Here is a 23,528-nt window from a genome sequence, read left to right on the forward strand (position 1 = left end):
GCTTGATCAGTCGCGGTGGTTCTTCTTGGACTCCGGGTCCTTGGCCGCCTTGTCCACGGCCGCCTGGGCGCGCTTCAGCCATTCCGCGGGCTGAATTCGCTTGGCCATCAGTTCATTTGACGCGTTCTGGATCGAGACGTCCATCTCGCTGTACCAGTTGGGGTACAGGAAGTTGAAGGTGTTGTCGCCCGCGGCCTTCGAGGCCTCGACCGTGGACTGGGTGCCTGGGCGCAGCTCCACACCGGAGTCGACGCCGTCCTTGAGGATGCTCAGCGAGTTCGCCTGCTGGGCGAAGAGTGTCGACCACTCCTTGGAGAGCATGGAGCGCAGGAACTCCTGGGCTCCGGCCAGGTTCTTGGCCTTCGCCGGGATGATGAAGGGCTCACCGGAGCCGGCCCGGATCGCCTCGAAGGGCAGCTTGCTGTCCGGGAGGTTCGGCATCGGCAGGAACTTCATGTCGAAGTCGGCCGGGGTCTGCTTGAGCTGCTCGTTCTCCAGCCAGGAGCCGGAGGTGATGAAGGCGGCCTTGTACTGGTTCCAGCGGGTCTGCGACTCGGTGTGGGTCAGGCCGTTGGTGCCGGCCATCAGGTAGCCCTTCTCGACGACCTCGTAGATCGCCTCGATGGCCGCCTTGGCGGCGTCGTTGCCGACGAACGCCTTCGGGTCGAGGTTGTCGATCGCCTTCATGGCGTCCAGACCGCCCTTCTTGGCGATCAGGTCCATGATGGCGACGTTGATGTAGTACGGGTACTTGCCCTGGTGCGCGAGGCCCCCGATGCCGTCGTCCTTGGCCGCCTTGCAGACCGCGAGGAACTCGTCCCAGGTCTTCGGCGCCTCCCAGCCCTTGTCCTTGAAGAGCTTGCCGGAGTACCACAGGCCCCACACCGTGTAGACGTACGGGAGAGCGACGTTCTTGCCGCCCTGCAGGCCCGGGTCGAGCGTGCCGGGGATCAGGGTGTCGCGGACCTTCTTGCTCGGGTCGTCGATGGACGGCGAGTCGAGGACGGCGGCCAGGTCGAGGAGCTGGCCGTTCTTGAAGAGCACGTCGAGCTTGATCTGCTGGGCGCCGGAGTCGTCGACGACATCGGGCGGGGTGTTGTTGTTGAAGCGCGGCTGGAGTTTGCCGGTGATCTCCTGGGTGCCGGTGTGCGCGCTCTTGGTGCCCCACTTCTTGTCGAAGGCCGCCTCCCAGGCCTTGGCGTAGTCGTCGCCGTAGCCGCCCTTGAAGATGACGACGTCGAGCGCGCTGCTCTTCGCCACCCCGAAGGGGTTCTCGGCGCTGGTCGCGCCCTTGGTCGGGTCGTCGGAGGTGTCATCGCCCCCGCCGCTCGCACAGGCGGACAGGAAGCTCATCGTCGGAACGGAAATCAGGCCGAGCGCTGCCGACCGCTTGATCAGATCGCGCCGTCCGACGCCCTCGGGGTTGCTGTTCTCGGCGGAATTGGATCCCATGCTCAAGTCCTCGCCTTCTTCAGGACTCAGGCGGTGAACCGGATCCTCCCCGGCACCGCGGTTAGGTCAAGCTGGGGTCGTACATGAGGGATTCAGTGGAACGACACGGTGGTCGGTGCATATGACACGGTCCGCCGCCTCCAGATTTCCCCCCGGGTCGCGCCTGTACACAGCCGTCGAACAGCTGGGCAGACGCCGACAGGTATAGTCCACTTCCCGCCAACTGAGCAAGATCGAATGCACGTTTGGCTGTTGGTCTTTTCCGAGTTGAGACCTCGCGGAAATGTGGAGGGCCCGTGCGTTACCCCGAAGAAGATCCACAGGGTGCCAACCTCCCATGATGGGAGTAATGCGCGGCTTGTCGTGCGGCATTCACCCCGGACGCCACTTTCAACACCCTTGACATCGCTGACAACTTGACTCCCTACTGGTCCTTGCGCAGCGAATCTGACAACGTTGTCCAGGTGCAGGGAGGGTGCTCGCGCATGCAGCACAGAGCTCGGTACAGACGGAGTTCTCCGGCTAGGCGCAGAGGGGGCTGGACCACAGTTGTAGGGCTGGCCGCCTTCTCACTGCTGGTCGCCTCACAGGGCGCGGCAGTGGCCCTGCCCGCCCAAGCCGCCGCCCCCGACCAGGAGTTCGCCTCCTCATTCGAATCGGGTGATCCCGCACCGAACTGGCTGAACACGGTCGATATGACACCCGAAGGAGTGAAACGGGCGTCGGGTGTCGACGGCGGCTACAGCACCGGCATCCCCGGAAATGTGACCGACCAGGTCACCGACGTCCGGGCCAATGGCGAGAACACGGGCGGGGGCGAGGTGAAGGAGAACCTCGCCGACCTCGAGCCCAGCACCAAGTGGCTGGTCTTCGAGCCCACCGGCTGGGCGGAGTTCGACCTGAGCGCGCCGGTCAAGGTGGTCACGTACGCGCTGACCTCGGCCAACGACCACGACGAGCGCGACCCCAAGGACTGGACCCTCCAGGGCTCCACGGACGGCAAGGACTGGAAGACCCTCGACACGCGCTCCGGCGAGTCGTTCGGCGAGCGGTTCCAGACGAAGTCGTACGACATCGCGAGTCCCGTCGAGTACCAGCACTTCCGGCTCGACATCACCAAGAACAACGGCGGCGACATCCTTCAGCTCGCCGACGTCCAGTTCTCCACGGGCGCCACCGAGGACCCGACGCCCAAGGACATGCTCTCGCTGGTGGACCGCGGCCCCAGCGGCTCCCCGACGGCCAAGGCGGGCGCGGGCTTCACCGGCAAGCGGGCCCTGCGGTACGCCGGTACGCACAAGGCGGACGGCCGGGCGTACTCGTACAACAAGGTCTTCGACGTCGATGTGGCCGTCGGCCGCAACACCGAGCTGTCGTACAAGGTCTTCCCGTCGATGGCGGACGGCGACCTGGACTACGACGCCACTAACGTGGCCGTGGACCTGGTGTTCACGGACGGCACCTATCTGAGTGACCTCAAGGCCCTGGACCAGCACGGGTTCGCGCTGACGCCGCAGGGGCAGGGCGCGTCCAACGTCCTCTACGTCAACCAGTGGAACAGCGTCGCCTCGCGGATCGGTTCGGTCGCGGCCGGGAAGACCGTGGACCGGATCCTGGTGGCGTACGACTCCCCCAAGGGCCCGGCGAAGTTCCGCGGCTGGCTGGACGATGTGTCGCTGAAGACGGTGGCGCCCGAGAAGCCGAAGGCGCATCTGTCCGACTACGCGTCGACCATCCGCGGCACCAACTCCAGCGGCGGCTTCTCGCGCGGCAACAACTTCCCCGCGACGGCCGTCCCGCACGGCTTCAACTTCTGGACGCCGGTGACCAACGCGGGCTCGCTGAGCTGGCTCTACGACTATGCGCGGTCCAACAACGCGGACAACCTGCCCACCATCCAGGCGTTCAGCGCGAGCCATGAGCCGAGCCCCTGGATGGGCGACCGGCAGACCTTCCAGGTGATGCCGTCGGCCGCGTCGGGCACCCCGGCCACCGGCCGCGACGCACGCGAGCTCGCCTTCAGCCACGAGAACGAGATCGCGCGCCCGTACTACTACGGCGTCACCTTCGAGAACGGCCTCAAGGCCGAGATGGCGCCCACGGACCACGCGGCCGCTCTGCGGTTCACGTATCCCGGCGACGACGCGAGTGTCGTCTTCGACAACGTCACCGACCAGGCCGGGCTGACGCTCGACAAGGAGAACGGGATCGTCACCGGCTACTCGGACGTGAAGTCCGGGCTGTCCACGGGGGCGACGCGGCTCTTCGTGTACGGGGTGTTCGACGCGCCGGTCACGGAAGGGGACTCGTCCGGGGTCAAGGGCTACCTGAAGTTCGACGCCGGCGACGACCGGACCGTCACCCTGCGCCTGGCCACCTCGCTCATCAGCGTCGACCAGGCCAAGGACAACCTCCGCCAGGAGATCCCCGACGGCACGTCCTTCAACAAGGTCAAGGCGCGGGCCCAGCAGCAGTGGGACGACATCCTCGGCACGGTCGAGGTCGAGGGCGCGACGCCGGACCAGCTGACGACGCTGTACTCCAGCATGTACCGGCTGTACCTGTACCCCAACTCCGGCTTCGAGAAGGTCGGTTCGAAGTACCAGTACGCCTCGCCGTTCTCGCCGATGCCGAGTCCTGACACACCCACCCACACCGGCGCGAAGATCGTCGACGGCAAGGTGTACGTCAACAACGGCTTCTGGGACACCTATCGGACGACCTGGCCGGCGTACTCACTTCTGACACCCGGTCAGGCGGGTGAGATGGTCGACGGGTTCGTGCAGCAGTACAAGGACGGCGGCTGGACCTCGCGCTGGTCCTCGCCCGGATACGCGGACCTGATGACCGGCACGTCCTCGGACGTGGCCTTCGCGGACGCGTACGTAAAGGGTGTCGACTTCGACGCGGAGTCGGCGTACGACGCGGCGGTCAAGAACGCGACCGTCGTCCCGCCCTCGTCCGGTGTGGGCCGCAAGGGCATGACCACCTCGCCCTTCCTCGGCTACACGAGCACGGACACCCACGAGGGCCTGTCCTGGGCCCTGGAGGGCTATCTCAACGACTACGGCATCGCGAAGATGGGCGAGGCGCTCTACAAGAAGACCGGCGAGAAGCGCTACAAGGAGGAAGCCGCGTACTTCCTCAACCGGGCCCAGGACTACGTCAACCTCTTCGACTCCCAGGCCGGCTTCTTCCAGGGCAAGGACGCGACGGGCGACTGGCGGGTCGAGTCGTCCAAGTACGACCCGCGCGTGTGGGGTTACGACTACACCGAGACCAATGGGTGGGGGTACGCCTTCACCGCGCCGCAGGATTCAAAGGGTCTCGCGAACCTGTACGGCGGTCGGAGCGGGTTGGCCGAGAAGCTCGACACCTATTTCGCCACGCCCGAGACGGCCTCGCCGGACTTCGTGGGCTCCTACGGCGGGGTCATCCACGAGATGACGGAGGCCCGTGACGTACGGATGGGCATGTACGGGCATTCCAACCAGGTGGCCCACCACGTGAATTACATGTACGACGCGGCGGGCCAGCCCTGGAAGACGCAGGAGAACGTCCGCGAGGTCCTCTCCCGCCTCTACACCGGCAGCGACATCGGGCAGGGCTATCACGGCGACGAGGACAACGGCGAGCAGTCGGCCTGGTACCTCTTCTCCTCGCTCGGCTTCTATCCGCTGGTGATGGGCTCCGGCGAATACGCCGTCGGCTCCCCGCTGTTCACCAAGGCGACGGTTCATCTGGAGAACGGCAAGGACCTCGTCGTCAAGGCGCCGAAGAACAGCGCGAAGAACGTGTACGTGCAGGGTCTGAAGGTCAACGGCAAGAAGTGGACGTCGACTTCGCTCCCCCACTCGCTCATCTCCAAGGGCGCGGTGCTGGAGTTCGACATGGGCCCGAAGCCCTCCTCGTGGGGCACCGGCAAGAACGCGGCGCCCGTGTCGATCACGAAGGACGACAAGGCGCCCGCGCCGCGTACTGACACCTTGAAGGGCGCGGGCGCACTGTTCGACAACACGTCGGCGACGGAAGCGGGCGTCGAGTCGGTGGAGCTGCCGGTCACCGCGTCCACCAAGGGAGTTCAGTACACGCTGACGTCACCCTCGGACCACACCAAGGCGCCGACGGGCTGGGTCCTCCAGGGCTCGTCCGACGGCACCAAGTGGACCGACCTGGACAAGCGCTCCGGCGAGTCCTTCACCTGGGACAAGCAGACCCGGGCGTTCTCGGTCGCGAAACCGGGCTCGTACACCCACTACCGCCTGGTCCTCGACGGTGCGGCGACGCTGGCGGAGGTGGAACTGCTGGCCTGACCGATACCCCCCACGGGAGAGGGGCGGTCGCGGAGTCCTGACTCCGCGGCCGCCCCTCAACCCTTGACGAGGGTCAGCTCACCGCGAGGGTGAAGACGTGGAGATCGGCGTTGTCGGGCAGTTTCACGCTCCGGACGGTCTTGCCGGACGGGGCCTGGAAGGGCTTGGTGGCGAAGACGTACGTGGCCACCGGGTCCTTGTCCGCGCCTGCGACGTTGCGGTAGGCGGCCCTGGCGACGGTCTCGTTTCCGTACTGGACGGTGCCGCCTCCGCCGCCGACGGTCCAGTCGGTGAAGGAGAGGTCGACGGGGTCGGTGGTGCCGTCGGTGTAGGTGACGGTCGCCTTGGTCTGCTGGTTGCCGTTGACCGCGCTGCCGATGAAGGACAACTGGCTTGCGGCTTGGCGGAGTTCGATGGTCTGGCCGGTCGCCGAGGCGTTGTCCGGGCGGGCGGACGGCGAGTCGGGCCAGGTGTAGGTGAGGCCGCCGGACAGCGTGCCCTGCCGGCCGGGGGTCAGGCCCGCGGCTGCCAGCGCCTGGCGGGAGTAGCTCCAGCCGCCTCCGTCGTAGTCGGCCTCGTCGTGGTCACCGACGTCGTCCGAGACGCCGGTGTTGTTGTACGCGGCGAGGAGGGAGCCCGGGGCGGCGACGGTGAGGGCCACCGGCTGCCCGTACGACGTGTCGGCCGATGTCACGGTGACCTTGACGTCGTAGAAGCCCTGTCTGGCGTCCGAGGCGGCGGACAGGGTGATCGACTGCGTGCCGTCGATCACCGTTCCCTCTGCGGGCGTTGCCGTCACGCCCTCGGGCACGTCCACCCGGAAGCGGACCTCGGGGCCCGCGCCGCCGCTCAGGGCGAGGGCGCGGATGTCGAGCTTCGTGGAGCCGCCGGGTGCGAGCGTCGCGGCGGTCGGGCCCACGCCGATCTGGTACGGCTGCTCGCCCTCGCGGAAGGAGGGCGGGGCTGCGGTCTCGCTGCTGCCCCACTGCTTGTTGGCAGTGGCGCCAAGGGTGTAGTCGAGCGTGCCGCCGTTGCGGACGAAGGACGCCGGGAGCCAAGCACGGTCGCTGGTGCGCCCGTTGACCTTCAGCGACTGCACGTACGGGGTGTCGGCGGCCGCGCCCGTGGCACGGATCTTGATGTCGGCGCTGCCCGGGCGGTCGATCTCGACCCTCGGGAACAGCGGTGAGGACAGGGTGAGTTCGGCTCGGGACGGCACCTGGGGGTACATGCCGAGCGCGGAGAAGACGTACCAGGAGGACATGGCTCCGAGGTCGTCGTTGCCGGGGATGCCGCCCGGCTGTGTCGACCAGAGCTGGTTCATGGCCGCGCGGACGGTCTCCTGCGTCTTGTAGGGCGCGCCCGCGTAGGCGTACAGGTACGGCACGTTGGTCGAGGGCTCGTTGTCCAGCTCGGACTTGTCGCCGCCGCTGCCCGTGAAGGCCCAGCTGCCGTCGGCGTTGTGGAAGAAGGTGTCCAGGCGGTCCACGGCCTCGTCTCGGCCGCCCATGGCCGCGAAGAGCCCGGCGGGGTTGTGCTGCACCATCCAGGTGTACTGGGCCGCCGTACCCTCGACGAAGCCGTTGCCGGTCGCCGGGGTGAAGCCGGTGACCCAGCTGCCGTCCGCCTTCCGGTTGGCGATGTAGCCGCCCGTCGGGTCGGCGGCGATGTTGAAGTTGTTCTGCCACCACTGGGAGCGGGTGGCGAACTCGGCGGCCGTGTTCTTCTCCCCTGCCGCCGCGGCCAGTTGGGAGATGGCGAAGTCGGCGCCGGACATCTCCAGGGTCTCGGCGGCACCACCCCAGGCGTTGGACACGGACGGCATGTAGTGCTGTTCCAGGTACTTGTCGAGGGAGGGGCGCTGGCCCACCGAGAGGACCGGCTTGCCCGCCGACGAGAGGTCCTGCTCGGTCGGTACGGTCGCCGCCTTGACCAGCGAGTCGAGGGCGCCGTCCAGGTCGAAGTCCGTGCCGCCGAAGGCCCGGATGCCGGCGAGCGCGGCCGGTGAAGGGTCACCGTTCATGACGTGGGTGCCGCTCGCTCCGTGCAGCCAGCGGTCCCAGATCCCGCCGTTCTGCCGGGCGAGTTCGAGCAGCGACTGCGCGATGTCGGAGCCGGTGTCCGGGCTGAGGAGGGTCAGCAGCTGGACCTGGGAGCGGTAGACGTCCCAGCCGGAGAAGGTGCCGTACTGGGCCTTGTGGCCCTTGCTCACGGCATGGACCTTCTCGTCGCTGCCTCTGTATCTGCGGTCGGCGTCGCTGATGACGTTCGGGTGCAGGAGGGCGTGGTAGAGCGCGGTGTAGAAGGTGGTGCGGTCGGCGTCGGTGCCGCCGCCGACCTTGATCGCGTCGAGCTCGTCGCGCCAGGCCCGGTGGGCGGCGTCCTGGACGTCCGCGAAGGTCCGGGTCGGCGGGTTCTCGGCCGCGAGGTTGGCCTTGGCGCCCGCCTGACTGACGTACGAGATGCCGACCTTGACGTTCACGGGGCCGGCGCCGGGCTCGAACTCCACATAGCCGCCCGCGCCCTTGCCCGCGACCGGACGCCCGCCGGTGGCGAATCCGCCGGTGCCGCCGCTCGCCTCGGTGGACCCCTGGTTCAGCTTGTCGTCCTGCCAGGTGCCGGTTGCCTTGAAGTCGCGGTCGAAGCTGGCGGTGAAGTAGAGGGTGTAGTAGGCGCGTTGACCCTCCGGGTCGAGGTATCCGCAGAAGTTCCCGGAGGTCACGGAGCCGGAGACGGTGCGGGTCGCCGGGTCGATGCGCACGTCCGAAGTCGTCGACCCCACCTCGGAGTTGGCGGTACGGATCAGCAGCGAGGCGGGCTTGTCGGCGGGGTAGGTGAAGCGGCCCGAGCCCGTGCGGGTGGTCGCCGTGAGGTCGGCGGTGACGCCGGAGGCGAGGCCCACCTTGTAGTGGCCGGGCTCCGCGCTCTCGTCGGCGTGCGCGAAGTCGGCGGCGTACACCGCGTCCTTGGTGTCGCTCGCGGGCGAGGAGGTGACCTCACCCGCGTACGGGAAGAAGGGAATGTCGCCACTGCCGCCCGCGCAGCCCGTGCCGGACATGTGGGTGAGGCTGAAGCCGCGGATGCGGGTGGCGTCGTACTGGTAACCGCCGGGCGCGGCCGTGCTGGTGGCGCTTCCCCGGGTGTTCTCGGGGCTCCAGGAGAGCATGCCGAACGGCGCGACGGCGCCGGGGAAGACATTGCCGCCGTTCTTCGTGCCGATGAGCGGGTCGACGTACGCGGTGGGGTCCCGGACGAGGTCCGGTGGTGCGGCGGTCGCGGCGAGAGCCGGGGTGGCACCGCTGGCCGTCAGGGCGATGGCGAGCAGGACGGATGACGGACGGAAACGCATGACGCGGCCCCTCCTCCTTCGGACGGGTCGCGCACCACAGGTCGCACAAGCCGCAGGGACAGTAACGTGCGCCACGGGTACCACGGAAGACCGCGTACGGGGCCGCAGACTCGCCCGGCGGGCACCCCGATGGCCCAGCACGCGGGCTGCCGGGAACCAACTGGCTTGACATCGTTGTCCGTTGAGGCGATAGAGTCATGCACAGACCATTCGACAACGTTGTCGCCCACCATGGTCGTCACAAGCCACGCACCAACCCGGGCCGGATTTCCCCCGACCGGCCCGGGCTCGCGGACCGGGTGAGTTCGTACCACCCACCCGGTCCGCCCTGAGCCGATCAACCGACCCGACAGGGAAGTGCGGTTGACGGATCGTCACCTGCGCCCTGGACGACGTATCCGAACGTCGCGCTCTCGCCCGGATCGAGTTCCCCGTTCCAGTTGGCGTTGTGCACCATCACCGCCTGGCCCTCGTATGTCGCGTTGCCGTTCCAGAGGCTGGCGACCGACTGCCCGCTCGGGAGGGTCCAGTCGACCATCCAGCCGAGCATCGGGACGTCGCCGGTGTTGGTGACGGTCACCTCGGCCTGGTAGCCGCCGGACCAGCTGTTCGTCGTACGACGGGTGGCCGCGCACGCGCCGGGCGGGGGCTCGGTCGGGTTGCCCGGGTCGTGGATGCCCGTCACCTCGCCGTTGCCGCCGTCGAAGACGATGTCGGAGCAGGAGTAGAAGGTCTCCGCGCTGTCCGAGCGCTGCCAGACCACGTAGACGATGTGGCGGCCCGACTTGCCCGCCGGAAGTGTCCCGGACCAGGAGTAGTTGGCCTCGACCGTGCCCGGACTGCCGTTGAGCGGCGGGTGGTCGACCGTGAGGAAGGGCGAGTCCTCCATGTCGTCCCAAGTCAGCGTCCGCGTCGGGTCGAAGCCGTCCTTGGTGATGTAGACGTAGAACCAACCCGGGTGCGCGGCCCACGCGTTGTACGAGAAGTCGACCGTCGCGCCCGAGGTCAGATGCGTGAGCGGCCAGTCGTCGCGCGGCTGGTTGAAGCCCGTGAAGTTGGTGTTGCCGCCGCTGCACAGCTCGCCGTCCGGGACGAAGCCGCGGGTGCGGCCTGCGCCGTCCGAGCGGAGCACGGAGAACCAGTTGTAGAACGGCGTGGTGCCGCTCACCTGCTGTGCCGCCTTGCAGGCCGGGTTAACGGGTTTGATCTCGCCGGTGTCGGTCAGCCCGTCCTGCCAGCACAGGAAGGTGCGGCTGGCCGGCTTCATGGGGGTGCCGTGGGCTTCGGCCTCGCCGCCCGCCGTGACGACCAGGCCGAGGGCCGGGACGGTGGCGAGGAGGGCGAGCAGGACCAGGAGGAGTGCTCTGTGGCGGGTGGACAGCGGTAATCGCGTCACGCGTGCGGGCATGAGCATGACAAGAGCCCCTTTGCTCAGTGTCGTATCGGGGTCCGGATGAGGTGGGAGCGACTCCGCGGCGGGTTCCGGTCCACCGAGTGGGAGCGCTCCCACCCCATTCGGAAGTTAGCGCGCACGGGAACCTCTGTAAACGCCTCGCACACAAGGGCCGCACCCCCACACAGGCGGGCGCGGCCGTCACCGCACCTCCGCTACGGGCGGCCGCGCGCCGACGACTCCCGAGCGGTGACCTGAGCGGCGTCCGAAGGGAACGAAGCGACACGGTCGAGCCCCGGGGACGGGAGTTGGGCGACCGGATCCGATCCGGCCGACACCAGCGCCGGACGGCCCGCGGGCGGCAGCACGATCGCGAACTCCGTGTGCCCCGGCTCGCTCCGGACCTCGATCAGGCCTCCGTGTGCCGCCGTGATGGCCTCGACGATGGCGAGCCCGAGCCCGGAGCCGCCGTCGGCCGGTCCGCTGCGGGCGCGGGAGACGTCGCCCCGGGTGAAGCGCTCGAAGACGTTGGGGAGCAGATGCGGCGGGATGCCGGGGCCGTCGTCGCGTACGCGGATGGTGCAGCACGCCTCGGTGGCCTCCACCGAGGCGATGACGGTGGTGCCGGCAGGTGTGTGCACACGGGCGTTGGCCAGCAGGTTGGCCAACACCTGGTGCAGGCGCGCCTCGTCCCCGAGGACCAGGGCCGGGGAGTCCAGGAGCAGCGCCAGCTGCCAGTGGTGGCTGTCCCCGGCCGCCCGCGCGTCCCAGACCGCCTCCGCGACGAGAGCGGCGAGGTCCACCTCGGCGGACTCCAGGGGCCGCCCCTCGTCGAGCCGGGCGAGCAGCAGCAGGTCCTCGACGAGGCCGGTCATCCGCGCCGACTCGGCGGAGACCCGGCGCCAGGCCAGGGTGGGTTCGATCCACTCGGTGCCGCGGTTCATCAGTTCCGCGTATCCGGCGATCGACGCGAGCGGCGTACGGAGTTCATGGCTGGCGTCGGCCAGGAAGCGGCGCATGCGTTCCTCGCTGCGCTGGCGTTCGCTGAGCGAGGACTCGACGTGGTCGATCATGCGGTTGAGGGCGGCGCCGACCTGGCCGGCCTCGCTGCCGGGGTCGGTGTCGCGTTCGGGTACCCGGATCAGGCCGATGACCTCACCGTGTCCGAGCGGCGAGCGGGAGACCTCCACCGCGGTGGCGGCGACCCGTCCCAGGGGGCGCAGCTGGCGCCGGATGACGACGGCGCAGACGCAGCCCGCGACGGCGAGACCCGCGACGGCCACGACGGCCTCGACCATCACCAGACCGCTGATCATGTCCTGTACGTCCTCCATCGGGAGGCCGGTGAGCACGGGATTCCCGTCGGCCTGGAGGGCGGTGACCCGGTAGGTGCCGAGGCCCGGGACGGTCCGGGTGTGCAGCGAGCCGTCGGCCGTGATGCCGTCGAGGGCGTCGCGCTGGGCGTCGGTGAGGGCCCGCTGGGTGCCGTCGCTGGTCACCACCTCGGCGGCGACGACGTTCCCTGCACTGTCGAGCCGGGCGCCGACCGTACCGACGGACTGCCCCTGCTCCCCGAGGAAGGCGAGGCCGTCGCCGACGTCCGGTCCGACCTGGACCCCGCCCTGGCTGCGCTCGGCGGCGTCGGTGACCCGCTGGTCGAGGTGGTCGAGCAGGCTGTCGCGCTGGGCGAAGACCGTGGTGAGCGCCATGGCCACGTACACGGCGACGAGCGTGGCGCCGATGAACACCAGCAGCCGCGTGCGCAGGGACCTCCCACGCAGGCGGGCCCAGAGCGAGCGGCGCCGCGACCGGGAGCTCATCTCCCGTCCTCCGGCGGCCTGATGGCGTACCCGACCCCGCGCACGGTGTGGATCATGGGCGCCCGGCCCTTGTCGAGCTTCCGGCGCAGGCTCGAGATGTACACCTCGATCAGGTTTCCGCCGCCGTCGAAGGAGCTGCTCCACACGTGGTCGAGGATCTGGGCCTTGCTCAGCACCTGGCGCGGGTGGCTCAGCAACAGGCTGAGCAGGTCGAACTCCTTGGCGGTGAGCTGGACCGGCGTACCGTCGCGGTGCACCTCACGGGTGTCCTCGCTCAGCATCAGGTCGCCGAGGACACGCGCTGACCCTTCGGACCGGTCCTCCTCGGCACCGGAGCGCCTCAGCAGTCCGCGCAGCCGCAGTACGACCTCCTCCAGCGAGAAGGGCTTCGTCACATAGTCGTCGGCGCCCGCCTCAAGGCCGTCGAGGCGGTGCTCAAGGGCGTCCCGCGCGGTCAGCATGAGCACGGGCAGTTTCGGCCGCTCGTACCGCAGCCGCCGCAGGACCTGGAGTCCGTCCAGGTCGGGCAGCATCCCGTCGAGGACGACGGCATGCGGGGCGCAGCCGCGCGCGACGCGCAGCGCGCTCTCCCCGTCGGCCGCCGGATAGGGCCGCCAGCCCGCCTCCGTGACGGCCACGGAGAGCAGTTCCGTGAGGCTGGGTTCGTCGTCGACGATCAGCACGCGCACACGGTCGCTTCGGGTGCCAGACATGTGACGATCCTGTCCCGGTTCACTGGGGGAACCCTGTGTTCCGGCTGAGATGCGCCCATGTCCCGAAGGCGCGGTCTGGGCGGAATGGCGAAGGACCGCACCCCCGTTTCCGGGGATGCGGCCCTCAACTGCCTTACCTGGCCGCTTACTTGCGGATCAGGCTGCTTACTTGCGGATCAGGCTGCGCAGCACGTACTGCAGGATGCCGCCGTTGCGGTAGTAGTCGGCCTCGCCGGGGGTGTCGATGCGGACGACCGCGTCGAACTCCACACCGGTGTCGGTGGTGACCTTGACCGTACGGGGGGTGGTGCCGTCGTTCAGCTCGGTGATGCCGGCGAAGGAGAAGGCCTCCTCGCCGGTCAGGCCGAGGGACTCGGCGGACTGGCCCGCCGGGTACTGCAGCGGGATGACGCCCATGCCGATGAGGTTCGAGCGGTGGATGCGCTCGTAGGACTCGGCGATGACGGCCTTGACGCCGAGCAGCGCGGTGCCCTTGGCTGCCCAGTCGCGGGACGAGCCGGAGCCGTACTCCTTGCCGGCCAGGATGACCAGCGGGGTGCCCTGCGCGATGTAGTTGCGCGAGGCGTCGTAGATGAAGGAGACCGGAGCACCCTCGACGGTGAAGTCGCGGGTGTAGCCGCCCTCGGTGCCCGGCGCGACCTGGTTGCGCAGGCGGATGTTGGCGAAGGTGCCGCGGATCATGACCTCGTGGTTGCCACGGCGCGAGCCGTAGGAGTTGAAGTCACGCCGCTCGATGCCGTGCTCGGTGAGGTACTTGCCCGCCGGGGTGTCGGCCTTGATCGCGCCGGCCGGGGAGATGTGGTCGGTGGTGACCGAGTCGCCCAGCTTGGCGAGCACGCGGGCACCGGTGATGTCGGTGACCGGGGACGGCTCGTGCGCCATGCCCTCGAAGTACGGGGGCTTGCGCACGTAGGTGGACTGCGGGTCCCACTCGAAGGTGTTGCCGGTCGGGATCGGCAGCGCCTGCCACTGGGCGTCGCCCGCGAAGACGTCGGCGTAGGACTTGTTGAACATGTCCTCGCCGATGGCGTTCGCCACGACGTCGTTGACCTCGGCCTCGGTGGGCCAGATGTCTTCCAGGTAGACCGGCTTGCCGTCCTGGTCCGTGCCGAGGGCGTCCTTGGTGATGTCCACCTTCATGGAGCCCGCGAGCGCGTACGCGACGACCAGCGGCGGGGAGGCCAGGTAGTTCATCTTGACGTCGGGGTTGATCCGGCCCTCGAAGTTGCGGTTGCCGGAGAGCACCGAAGTCACGGCCAGGTCGTGCTCGTTGACCGCCTTGGAGACCTCCTCGGGCAGCGGGCCCGAGTTGCCGATGCAGGTGGTGCAGCCGTAGCCGACGAGGTTGAAGCCGACCTTGTCGAGGTAGGGGGTGAGCCCCGCCTTGTCGAAGTAGTCGGTGACGACCTTGGAACCCGGGGCGAGGGTGGTCTTGACCCACGGCTTGCGGGTCAGGCCCTTCTCCACGGCCTTCTTCGCGACGAGCGCGGCGGCGACCATGACGTACGGGTTCGAGGTGTTGGTGCAGGAGGTGATCGCGGCGACGGTGACGGCGCCGTGGTCGATCTCGTAGGTCGAACCGTCGGGGGCCGTGACCGTGGTCGGGCGGGTCGGTACGCCGTTGGCGCTGGCCGGGGCGTCGGAGGCCGGGAAGGACTCCTTGCCCGCCTCGTCGTCGTCCTCGACGTAGTTGCGCACGTCCTGCGCGAACTGCTGCGAGGCGTTGGCGAGGACGATCCGGTCCTGCGGGCGCTTGGGTCCGGCGATCGACGGGACGACCGTGGAGAGGTCCAGCTCCAGCTTCTCGGAGAAGTCGGGCTCGGCGGCCGGGTCGAGCCAGAGGCCCTGCTCCTTGGCGTACGCCTCGACGAGCGCGACCTGCTGGGCGTCGCGGCCGGTCAGGCGCAGGTACTTCAGGGTCTCGTCGTCGATCGGGAAGATCGCGGCGGTGGAGCCGAACTCCGGCGACATGTTGCCGATGGTGGCGCGGTTCGCGAGGGAGGTGGCGGCGACACCCTCTCCGTAGAACTCGACGAACTTGCCGACGACGCCGTGCTTGCGCAGCATCTCGGTGATCGTGAGCACCAGGTCGGTGGCGGTGGTGCCGGCCGGGAGCTCACCGGTGAGCTTGAAGCCGACGACGCGCGGGATGAGCATCGAGACGGGCTGACCGAGCATCGCGGCCTCGGCCTCGATACCGCCGACGCCCCAGCCGAGCACGCCCAGGCCGTTGACCATCGTGGTGTGCGAGTCGGTGCCGACCAGCGTGTCGGGGTACGCCTGGCCGCCTCGGACCATGACCGTGCGCGCCAGGTGCTCGATGTTGACCTGGTGCACGATGCCGGTGCCCGGCGGGACGACCTTGAACTCGTCGAAGGCGGTCTGGCCCCAGCGCAGGAACTGGTAGCGCTCCTTGTTGCGGCCGTACTCCAGCTCAACGTTCTGCGCGAAGGCTTCGTTCGTGCCGAACTTGTCGGCGATCACGGAGTGGTCGATGACCAGCTCGGCCGGCGCGAGGGGGTTGATCTTCGCCGGGTCACCGCCGAGCTCCTTGACGGCCTCACGCATGGTGGCGAGGTCCACGACGCAGGGCACGCCGGTGAAGTCCTGCATGATCACGCGGGCGGGCGTGAACTGGATCTCCTGGCTGGGCTGCGCCTGGGAGTCCCAGTTGCCGATGGACCGGATGTGGTCGGCGGTGATGTTCGCGCCGTCCTCGGTGCGGAGGAGGTTCTCCAGCAGCACCTTCAGGCTGTACGGAAGGCGAGCCGAGCCTTCCACCTTGTCCAGCCGGAAGATCTCGTACGACTCGTCGCCCACCTGCAGCGTGCTGCGGGCGTCGAAGCTGTTCGCCGACACGACAGTCTCCTTCATGCATATATGTGCGCTTGCTACCGCATCCTGCCGCCACGGCTTCTCGACGATCCGCTAAGGTAAGGCTAAGTTAGGTATGCCTTACTGGAGTGGCGGCTTTCGGTGCGCCTCGGCAGATATCTCGATGTCGAGATAACTCTAGTACATGGGCGCGGGCTGGTCATGCCCGGCCTCCTTCGGGGTACCCGGTGTCGGCCGGGAACCACCCGGCGTAATCGCCACAAGAGGGGGCACCCATGCCACTCACGTTCCGCAAGAGTTTCCGCATCTTTCCCGGGGTACGGCTGAACATCAACCGCCGCTCAATGTCCATCACCACCGGAGAGGGCCGCGGGCCCCGGCACACCCGCAGCACCACAGGGCGCCGGACCACCTCGCAGAACCTGCCGGGTCCCTTCGGATGGCGGCGCACCAAGCAGAGCCGGCGGGACAGCTGACCCCGAACTCCCCCGCCCCCGGCCCGTGATGAGGGCGACACTCGGATGGGCGCGCTCCGTTTCGCTTTATCTCACAGGAGATATACGGTCGCGCCATGGCAGACGACTACCTCGTACGCATCGGCAAGCTCATCCGTGACGCCCGGCAGCACCGGGGCTGGACACAGTCGCAACTCGCGGAGGCTCTCGGCACCAGCCAGAGTGCCGTCAATCGCATCGAACGCGGCAACCAAAACATCAGCCTTGAGATGATCGCCCGAATCGGTGAAGCCCTGGACAGTGAGATCGTCTCTCTGGGCTATGCGGGTCCGATGCATCTGCGGGTGGTCGGCGGGCGTCGTCTGTCAGGTTCGATCGACGTCAAGACCAGCAAGAACGCGTGCGTGGCGCTGCTGTGCGCGACGCTGCTCAACAAGGGGCGCACGGTGCTGCGCCGGGTCGCCCGTATCGAAGAGGTGTACCGCCTTCTGGAGGTACTCGGTTCGATCGGCGTCCGCACCCGGTGGATCAACGACGGGGTCGACCTGGAGATCGTGCCCCCGGCCGAGCTGGACATGGAGTCGATCGACGCCGAGGCCGCCGTCCGCACGCGGTCCATCATCATGTTCCTCGGGCCGCTGCTGCACCGCATGGACAGCTTCAAGCTGCCGTACGCGGGTGGTTGCGACCTGGGGACGCGGACGATCGAGCCGCACATGATCGCGCTGCGCCGCTTCGGGCTCGACATCGCGGCGACCGAGGGGATCTACCACGCGCAGGTGGACCGCTCGGTCTCCCCCGGCCGCCCGATCGTGCTGACCGAGCGCGGCGACACGGTGACCGAGAACGCGCTGCTCGCCGCCGCCCGCCACGACGGCGTGACCGTCATCCGCAACGCCTCCTCCAACTACATGGTCCAGGACCTGTGCTTCTTCCTGGAGGCCCTGGGCGTACGGGTCGAGGGCATCGGCACCACGACGCTCACCGTGCACGGCGTGCCGAACATCGACGTCGACGTGGACTACTCGCCCTCCGAGGACCCGGTCGAGGCGATGAGCCTGCTGGCCGCCGCGGTGGTCACCGAGTCCGAGCTGACGGTGTGCCGGGTACCGATCGAGTTCCTGGAGATCGAGCTCGCGGTGCTTGAGGAGATGGGCCTCGACCACGACCGTACGGCCGAGTACTTCGCGGACAACGGCCGTACGCGCCTGATCGACCTCACCGTCCGGCCCTCCAAGCTGGAGGCGCCGATCGACAAGATCCACCCGATGCCGTTCCCGGGCCTGAACATCGACAACGTCCCGTTCTTCGCGGCCATCGCGGCCTCCGCGCAGGGCAAGACGCTGATCCACGACTGGGTCTACGACAACCGCGCGATCTACCTCACGGACCTGAACCGCCTCGGCGGCCGGCTCCAACTCCTCGACCCGCACCGGGTCCTGGTCGAGGGCCCGACCCGCTGGCGCGCCGCCGAGATGATGTGCCCGCCCGCACTGCGCCCCGCCGTGGTCGTCCTCCTCGCCATGATGGCGGCCGACGGCACCTCCGTCCTGCGGAACGTGTACGTCATCAACCGCGGCTACGAGGACCTCGCCGAGCGGCTCAACTCGATCGGGGCGCAGATCGAGACGTTCCGGGACATCTGAGCAGTGTGATCGGGCGGCACCCTCCGCGGAGTCGGTGGAGGGTGCCGGGGTGTCCCACGTGGAAGGGCTGGACCGTGCTCAGCTCTCGGTGAGGGTGATGTCCTGCTGCTGCCTCGCGTGGAAGTTCGGCAGCGGCAGGCCGCCCGGGCCGGGGCTCAGTTCCATCAGGGTGGCCTCGACGTGGGCGGCGCCCGGGGTGAGGGTGCCGGGCGTGCGCTTCTCCGAGTTGGTCCAGGGGTGCACCGCGCCGTCGCAGACCGCCGAGGTGCCGCCGATGCCCTGGCGCACCCGGGGGTCGCCCTGCGACACCGAGGAGGACACGAACACGGGGCCGGAACTGCTCAGACAGCGGTAGGTGCCGGAGAGGGTGACGGTTCCGTCGGCCGCGACCCGACCGGTGGGGTCGACGGTCACCTGGTCGTACGGTCCGGACTGCGCGACGGCGGACGGGGCGGCGAGCAGGAGCAGCGCGGCGGCGGTGGCCGCGCCGAGGACCTGGCGCACGGACATGGGGATACCTCCTGGAACGGGGGCCTGAAAAAAGGGCGCTCCACAGGTACCGGTCCACGGCCCCGAAGGCGGCGTCCGGCACCCCGAGGGCCCTGATCATCACTCCTTTGGTGGCGAATCCGCACCGTCCGTCTTGGGGACGTCCAAGTGTTGTCCGCGTGTTGTCACGCTTCACGACCCGCTGTTCCGATGAGTTCGCCGCGCGAGCATGGTCTATGTATGCGAGGACGGCGCAACGCCGTCGGAACTCATCGCATACGACGTGGAGGTGCGCCATGTGTTCACACCAGTCTTCGTTCCCGTCCGCGGACAGCAACGCCCCGCACATCGTGGCGGCCCACCCCGAGCAGGGCTGGAACCTCCTGTGCAACGGCGCGATCGTCTTCGACGACACCGGCGAACTGCACCCCGACGGCAGCGTGGTCGCTCCCCGCCGGGTGTTCGTCGAGCAGCTGGCCGTCGCGGCCTGAGTCCGTTCTCCGTCGGCCGGGTCCGGCGCCGGCGCGGTGAGCCCGTCGAGCTCGACCGGATCCACCTGCGGCGATCCCAAGTGATCTTCGCGGACTAGAGTGATCAACGTGTCAGAGCAGCACGCACCACGGTCCCTCATCGTCACGTTCTACGGCGCGTACGGCCGTTTCATGCCCGGCCCGGTGCCGGTGTCCGAGTTGATCCGGCTCCTCGCCGCGGTCGGCGTGGACGCACCCTCCGTACGGTCGTCGGTATCGCGGCTCAAACGCCGCGGCCTGCTGGAACCGGTACGTACGGCAGCCGGCGCGGCCGGGTACGCGCTGTCGCCCGACGCGCGGCAGCTGCTCGACGACGGCGACCGGCGGGTGTACGCGACGGAGCCTCCCAAGGACGACGGCTGGGTACTCGCCGTCTTCTCCGTTCCCGAGTCCGAGCGGCAGAAGCGACATGTGCTGCGCTCGCGGCTCGCAGGTCTGGGTTTCGGGACGGCGGCCCCCGGGGTGTGGCTCGCCCCGGCCCGGCTCCACGAAGAGGCGCGGCACACGCTGGAGCGGCTGCGGCTCGACCCGTACGTGGAGCTCTTCCGCGGGGAGCATCTGGGCTTCGCCGCGACGGCGGACGCGGTGGCGCGCTGGTGGGACCTCGCCTCGATCGCCAAGCAGCACGAGGTGTTCCTCGACGAGCACGCGCACGTGCTGCACGCCTGGGAGCGGCGCGCGGACACCCCGCCGGAGGCGGCGTACCACGACTATCTGCTCGCCCTGGACTCCTGGCGCCATCTCCCGTACACGGACCCGGGACTGCCCGCCGCGCTGCTTCCGCAGGACTGGCCCGGCGCGCGTTCGGCCGCCGTCTTCCGGGCACTGCACGAGCGGCTGCGGGACGCCGGGGCGGCTTTCGCCGACGTACCCGGGCGGGTCTAGGCGCCGGCTCCCGCATGCCGGAAAACGAACATAGGCACCAACTCGGTACGCAGGGGCGGCTGTGGTGTGTGATCTCAGTTACAACATCAGTCACTAAGACAACCCTCAGCCTCTTCCTTACCTCTTCTCATCTTCCTTACCTAGCGTCGTGAGCCGCACGACGCCAGGACAGGAAGAGGACTGCACGTATGACCAACACGGCAAGGGCTCAGGGAGCCACCGTCTGGCTCACGGGCCTGCCGAGCGCGGGCAAGACGACCATCGCCGGCATTCTGGGCAACCGCCTGAAGGCCGAGGGGCACCGCGTGGAGGTCCTCGACGGTGACGAGGTCCGCCGTTTCCTCTCCGCGGGTCTCGGCTTCTCCCGCGAGGACCGCAACACGAACGTCCAGCGCATCGGCCTGGTCGCCGAGGTGCTCGCGCGCAACGGCGTGGTCGCCGTGGTCCCCGTCATCGCGCCCTACGCCGACAGCCGTGAGGCCGTCCGCAAGCGGCACGAGGCAAGCGGGACGCCGTACGTCGAGGTGCATGTCGCCACCCCGGTCGAGGTGTGCAGCGAGCGCGATGTGAAGGGGCTGTACGCCCAGCAGGCTGCGGGCCGGATCAGCGGGCTGACCGGCGTCGACGACCCCTACGAGCCACCGGTCGACCCGGCTCTCACGCTGGAGACGCACCTGCAGACCGCGGAGGAGTCCGCGGCCTCCGTGCACGCGGTGCTCGCGGCGAGGGGGATCCTGTGACCTCGGCAACCGCTGAGCGGTCCTTCACGCTCTCGCATCTGGACGCTCTGGAGTCCGAGGCGGTGCACATCTTCCGCGAGGTGGCGGGCGAGTTCGAACGGCCGGTGATCCTCTTCTCCGGCGGCAAGGACTCCATCGTCATGCTGCACCTCGCCCTCAAAGCCTTCGCACCCGCCGCGATCCCCTTCACGCTGCTGCACGTCGACACCGGGCACAACTTCCCCGAAGTCCTTGAGTACCGCGACCGTGTGGTCGCCGAACACGGACTGCGCCTCCATGTGGCCTCCGTCCAGGACTACATCGACCGCGGTGTGCTGCGCGAACGCCCCGACGGGACCCGCAACCCCCTGCAGACCGTGCCGTTGACGGAGAAGATCCAGTCCGAACGCTTCGACGCCGTCTTCGGCGGCGGACGCCGCGACGAGGAGAAGGCCCGCGCCAAGGAACGCGTCTTCTCCCTGCGCGACGAGTTCTCCCAGTGGGACCCCCGCCGCCAGCGCCCCGAACTCTGGCAGCTCTACAACGGCCGCCACGCACCCGGCGAACACGTCCGCGTCTTCCCCCTCTCCAACTGGACCGAACTCGACGTCTGGCAGTACATCGCCCGCGAGCACATCGAACTGCCGGGCATCTACTTCGCCCACCGCCGTGAGGTGTTCCAGCGGGCCGGGATGTGGCTGACGCCCGGTGACTGGGGCGGCCCTCGCGAGAGCGAGACCGTCGAGAAGCGCCTGGTGCGCTACCGGACCGTCGGTGACATGTCCTGCACCGGCGCTGTCGACTCCGACGCCACCACGCTGGAAGCCGTCATCACCGAGATCGCCGCCTCCCGCCTCACCGAACGCGGCGCCACCCGCGCCGACGACAAGATGTCCGAGGCCGCGATGGAAGACCGCAAGCGCGAGGGGTACTTCTAACCATGACCAGCACCACCACCGCCATGGTTGGCGCACCCACCACCATCGACACGCTGCGCTTCGCGACGGCCGGTTCCGTCGACGACGGCAAGTCCACCCTCGTCGGACGCCTGCTCCACGACTCCAAGTCGGTCCTCACCGACCAGCTGGAAGCCGTCGAACGCGTCTCGCAGAGCCGCGGCCAGGACGCCCCCGACCTCGCCCTCCTCACCGACGGCCTGCGCGCCGAACGCGAGCAGGGCATCACCATCGACGTCGCCTACCGCTACTTCGCAACCGCGCGCCGCCGGTTCATCCTCGCCGACACCCCCGGGCACGTGCAGTACACGCGGAACATGGTCACCGGTGCCTCCACGGCCGAGCTGGCGATCATCCTCATCGACGCGCGCCATGGTGTGGTCGAGCAGACCCGCCGGCACGCCGCCGTCGCCGCCCTCCTGCGCGTCCCAAACGTGGTCCTCGCCGTCAACAAGATGGATCTCGTCGGGTACGAGGAGAAGGACTTCGACCGCATCGTCGAGGACTTCGCGGGCCACGCCGCCGAGTTGGGCCTCCCCGGCTTCACGCCGATCCCGGTCTCCGCGCTCTGCGGCGACAACGTGGTAGAGCGTTCGGCGCACATGGACTGGTACGAGGGTCCGGCGCTCCTGGAGTTCCTGGAGACGGTGCCGGTCGGCTCCGACCTCCCGTCCGCTCCGGCGCGCTTCCCGGTGCAGTACGTGATCAGGCACGACGAAGTCCGCCACTACGCGGGCCAGCTGGTGTCCGGCGCCCTGCGTGTCGGCGACCGCGTGACGGTCCACCCGTCCGGCGAGAACTCCGAGATCGTCGGTATCGACGTACTCGGCAGGGACGCGGACATCGCGTACGCGCCCCAGTCACTGACCCTGCGCCTGGCCGACCAGCGCGACATCTCGCGCGGCGACATGATCACGGCGGGGGCGGACGTGCCCACGCTCACCCAGGACGTCCGGGCGGCCGTCTGCCATCTGGCCGACCGGGCGCTGCGCGTCGGTGACCGCGTCCTCGTCAGGCACACGACACGGACCGTGAAGGCGATCGTCAAGGATCTGGGCGACGCGTCCGAGCTGACCGCGAACGACCTCGGCCGGATCACCCTGCGCACCGCCGAGCCGCTCGCGCTCGACGACTACGCCGAGGTCCGCCGCACCGGCGCGTTCCTCCTGATCGACCCGGCGGACGGCTCGACCCTGACGGCGGGAATGGCCGACCTCTCCGCGTAGAACCCGGTCGGACGCCCCCGAGCTCCCAGCCCTCGGATACGAGGGGGGCTCGGGGGCTTTCGTGCGTTCGCCCCCGTACAGAGCCCGGGGACCCCCGTCACTGAGTCACGGATCGTCTATAGCCCCGTAACGGTGGGAGCACGCGCGGGAGACGGACCGTTCACCTGGGTACACAGCCCGTGCCGGGCCAAAAGTCCCGGAATACGCCCGCCGAGCGCCTCTGTCCCGTCGAGTCGTACCATTTGTAAAGTTGAAAGCAGGACAGCCTGCTCCATGAACGGACCCTCCTTGCCCGACACTCCCGCCCCTGCCTCCTGGCGCATCGCGCTGCCGCACACCGCCGCGGCCGTGCCCGTCGCCCGCGCGCTGGTCCGTACGGCGCTGGCCGAACTGGAGCACGCGGCCGACAGCGACACCGCCGAACTGCTCACCGCGGAGCTGGTCGCCAACGCCGTGGAGCACACCGCGGGGGACGGCCCCATAGAGCTGGTCGTAGAGCTGCTGCCGACCGGCTGCCAGGTCGAAGTACACGATCCGGACCCGGCGCCGCCGGGCGATCTCACGGTCCCCGACCCGGCCTGCGAGCCCGACCCCTGGCAGGAGCACGGGCGCGGCCTCCTCCTGATCCGCACCCTCAGTTCGTCCTGCGGCCACCGCCCCACGGGCTCCGGCAAGGCGGTCTGGTTCAGACTGCCCGTGGTACCGCGGCAGCGACGACGGGTGTAA

General features: G+C 68.9%; 16 protein-coding genes. 9 read left to right on the forward strand and 7 right to left on the reverse strand.

From position 1 onward, the window contains the following. Positions 1–6 precede the first annotated feature (6 nt). Positions 7–1,452, reverse strand: a complete 1,446-nt coding sequence (ngcE, locus tag OG246_RS40000) for an N-acetylglucosamine/diacetylchitobiose ABC transporter substrate-binding protein (RefSeq protein ID WP_266474148.1) — start codon at positions 1,450–1,452, stop codon at positions 7–9. A 485-nt stretch (positions 1,453–1,937) separates the two neighbouring features. Here ngcE and OG246_RS40005 point away from each other — a divergent pair, with 485 nt between their 5' ends. Further along, a complete protein-coding gene (locus tag OG246_RS40005; protein ID WP_266474149.1) occupies positions 1,938–5,765 on the forward strand; it encodes a GH92 family glycosyl hydrolase in 3,828 nt (1,275 codons plus the stop codon). A 73-nt stretch (positions 5,766–5,838) separates the two neighbouring features. Here the strand turns inward: OG246_RS40005 and OG246_RS40010 are convergent, their stop codons facing one another. The 5 genes from OG246_RS40010 to acnA form a co-directional block, all read right to left on the reverse strand. Then, positions 5,839–9,114, reverse strand: coding sequence for a GH92 family glycosyl hydrolase (locus OG246_RS40010; protein WP_266474150.1), 3,276 nt, complete (start codon positions 9,112–9,114; stop codon positions 5,839–5,841). A 337-nt stretch (positions 9,115–9,451) separates the two neighbouring features. After that, positions 9,452–10,528, reverse strand: a complete 1,077-nt coding sequence (locus OG246_RS40015) for a lytic polysaccharide monooxygenase (RefSeq protein WP_266474151.1) — start codon at positions 10,526–10,528, stop codon at positions 9,452–9,454. A gap of 194 nt (positions 10,529–10,722) precedes the next feature. Next, complete coding sequence (locus OG246_RS40020) at positions 10,723–12,327, reverse strand: cell wall metabolism sensor histidine kinase WalK (protein WP_266474153.1); 1,605 nt, start codon at positions 12,325–12,327, stop codon at positions 10,723–10,725. Next, positions 12,324–13,040: a response regulator transcription factor gene (locus tag OG246_RS40025; RefSeq protein WP_266474155.1), complete on the reverse strand. Its 717-nt coding sequence runs from the start codon at positions 13,038–13,040 to the stop codon at positions 12,324–12,326. The genes OG246_RS40020 and OG246_RS40025 overlap by 4 nt, the downstream gene beginning before the upstream one ends. 165 nt (positions 13,041–13,205) lie before the next feature. Next, the gene (acnA, locus tag OG246_RS40030; protein WP_323178370.1) at positions 13,206–15,920 is read right to left on the reverse strand and encodes an aconitate hydratase AcnA; all 2,715 of its coding nucleotides are present in this window, start codon (positions 15,918–15,920) and stop codon (positions 13,206–13,208) included. Between the two features lie 251 nt (positions 15,921–16,171). On the opposite strand from acnA, the gene OG246_RS40035 reads away from it, so the two are divergent. Continuing rightward, positions 16,172–16,372: a DUF4236 domain-containing protein gene (locus tag OG246_RS40035; protein WP_266474159.1), complete on the forward strand. Its 201-nt coding sequence runs from the start codon at positions 16,172–16,174 to the stop codon at positions 16,370–16,372. A gap of 95 nt (positions 16,373–16,467) precedes the next feature. Then, positions 16,468–17,997, forward strand: coding sequence for a UDP-N-acetylglucosamine 1-carboxyvinyltransferase (locus tag OG246_RS40040; protein WP_266474161.1), 1,530 nt, complete (start codon positions 16,468–16,470; stop codon positions 17,995–17,997). Between the two features lie 78 nt (positions 17,998–18,075). On the opposite strand, the gene OG246_RS40045 is transcribed toward OG246_RS40040, so the two are convergent. After that, entirely contained in the window at positions 18,076–18,507 is a 432-nt protein-coding gene (locus OG246_RS40045; protein ID WP_266474163.1) for a DUF6299 family protein, read from the reverse strand. 275 nt (positions 18,508–18,782) lie between these two features. Here OG246_RS40045 and OG246_RS40050 point away from each other — a divergent pair, with 275 nt between their 5' ends. The 6 genes from OG246_RS40050 to OG246_RS40075 all read left to right on the forward strand — a co-directional run bounded on the left by OG246_RS40050 (position 18,783) and on the right by OG246_RS40075 (position 23,528). After that, the gene (locus OG246_RS40050) at positions 18,783–18,977 is read left to right on the forward strand and encodes a DUF5999 family protein (RefSeq protein WP_266474166.1); all 195 of its coding nucleotides are present in this window, start codon (positions 18,783–18,785) and stop codon (positions 18,975–18,977) included. A gap of 99 nt (positions 18,978–19,076) precedes the next feature. Then, positions 19,077–19,901, forward strand: a complete 825-nt coding sequence (locus tag OG246_RS40055; RefSeq protein WP_266474168.1) for a PaaX family transcriptional regulator C-terminal domain-containing protein — start codon at positions 19,077–19,079, stop codon at positions 19,899–19,901. Between the two features lie 188 nt (positions 19,902–20,089). Beyond that, positions 20,090–20,641, forward strand: a complete 552-nt coding sequence (cysC, locus tag OG246_RS40060) for an adenylyl-sulfate kinase (RefSeq protein WP_266474169.1) — start codon at positions 20,090–20,092, stop codon at positions 20,639–20,641. After that, complete coding sequence (cysD, locus tag OG246_RS40065) at positions 20,638–21,558, forward strand: sulfate adenylyltransferase subunit CysD (RefSeq protein ID WP_266474170.1); 921 nt, start codon at positions 20,638–20,640, stop codon at positions 21,556–21,558. Before cysC ends, cysD begins: the two co-directional genes overlap by 4 nt. Before the next feature lie 2 nt (positions 21,559–21,560). Further along, positions 21,561–22,802: a sulfate adenylyltransferase subunit 1 gene (locus OG246_RS40070; RefSeq protein WP_266474171.1), complete on the forward strand. Its 1,242-nt coding sequence runs from the start codon at positions 21,561–21,563 to the stop codon at positions 22,800–22,802. A 273-nt stretch (positions 22,803–23,075) separates the two neighbouring features. Further along, positions 23,076–23,528, forward strand: a complete 453-nt coding sequence (locus tag OG246_RS40075) for an ATP-binding protein (RefSeq protein WP_266474172.1) — start codon at positions 23,076–23,078, stop codon at positions 23,526–23,528.

This window comes from Streptomyces sp. NBC_00620 (assembly GCF_026341825.1).
In the GTDB taxonomy this organism is placed as follows: domain Bacteria; phylum Actinomycetota; class Actinomycetes; order Streptomycetales; family Streptomycetaceae; genus Streptomyces.